Here is a 1,440-nt window from a genome sequence, read left to right on the forward strand (position 1 = left end):
GTGGAACGCGTCATCGTCGCCGGCCTGCCGAAATCCCGCGCGGCGATGCACCTGGACACCGTGTTCAGCTTCTGCGACCGCGACCTGGTGACGATTTTCCCGGAAGTGGTGAAGCAGATCGTCGCCTTCAGCCTGCGCCCCGATGAAAGCAAACCGGGCGGCATCGACGTGCGCCGTGAAGAAACCAGCTTCCTCGACACCGTGGCCAAGGCCCTCAACCTCAAGCAACTGCGCGTCGTCGAAACCGGCGGCAACAGCTTCGCCGCCGAGCGCGAGCAATGGGACGACGGCAACAACGTGGTGGCCGTGGAACCGGGCGTGGTCATCGGCTATGACCGCAACACCTACACCAATACCCTGCTGCGCAAGGCCGGCGTGGAGGTCATCACCATCAGTGCCAGTGAACTCGGGCGCGGGCGCGGCGGTGGCCATTGCATGACCTGCCCGATCATTCGCGACCCTATCGATTATTAACTTTCAAGCCTCGGCCGATGCTTATCCAGCACGGCCGAGGGGATAACCGAAACCCAAGGAGATCCAACTCATGGCGTTCAACATGCGCAACCGCAGCCTGCTCTCGCTGATGCACCACACCACTCGCGAGTTGCACTACCTGCTGGACCTGTCCCGCGACCTCAAGCGCGCCAAATACACCGGCACCGAGCGTCCGCACCTGCAAGGCAAGAACATCGCGCTGATCTTCGAAAAAACCTCGACCCGCACCCGTTGCGCCTTCGAAGTCGCGGCCCATGACCAGGGCGCCCACGTCACCTACATCGACCCGGTGTCGTCGCAGATCGGCCACAAGGAAAGCATGAAAGACACCGCCCGCGTGCTGGGGCGGATGTTCGACGCCATCGAGTACCGCGGCTTCGAACAGGACATCGTCGAAGAGCTGGCCAAGTACGCCGGCGTACCGGTATTCAACGGCCTGACCGCTGAATTCCACCCGACGCAAATGATCGCCGACACCCTGACCATGCGCGAACACAGCGACAAACCGCTGCACGACATCAGCTACGCCTACCTCGGCGATGCGCGCTACAACATGGGCAATTCGTTGCTGATGATCGGCGCCAAACTCGGCATGGACGTGCGCATCGCCGCGCCGAAAGCGCTGTGGCCGCATCAGGAGTTCATCGATCAGTGCAAAGCCTTCNGCCGCGCCGAAAGCGCTGTGGCCGCATCAGGAGTTCATCGATCAGTGCAAAGCCTTCGCCGAAGAGAGCGGAGCGCGCATCACCATCACCGAAGACCCCAAGGCTGCCGTCAAGGGCGTGGACTTCATCCACACCGACATCTGGGTGTCGATGGGTGAACCGGTGGAAGCGTGGGACGAGCGCATCGAGCAACTGCTGCCGTACCAGGTCAACGCCGACATGATGAAAGCTTCGGGCAACCCGCGTGTGAAGTTCATGCACTGCCTGCCGGCGTTTCACA

The 1,440-nt window shown here is 62.0% G+C and carries 1 protein-coding gene and 1 pseudogene; both read left to right on the plus strand.

Features of this window, described 5'->3' with window-relative positions; genetic code table 11:
- A partial coding sequence (locus tag HCU66_RS26910; RefSeq protein WP_241015717.1) for an arginine deiminase family protein occupies window positions 1-474 on the plus strand: 474 nt, incomplete at its 5' end.
- 70 nt (window positions 475-544) lie between these two features.
- Window positions 545-1,440 (plus strand): annotated as a pseudogene (locus tag HCU66_RS26915) (ornithine carbamoyltransferase); the annotation flags it as partial.

The sequence above is a fragment of the Pseudomonas frederiksbergensis genome (genome assembly GCF_017114915.1).
Lineage (GTDB): Bacteria > Pseudomonadota > Gammaproteobacteria > Pseudomonadales > Pseudomonadaceae > Aquipseudomonas > Aquipseudomonas frederiksbergensis_I.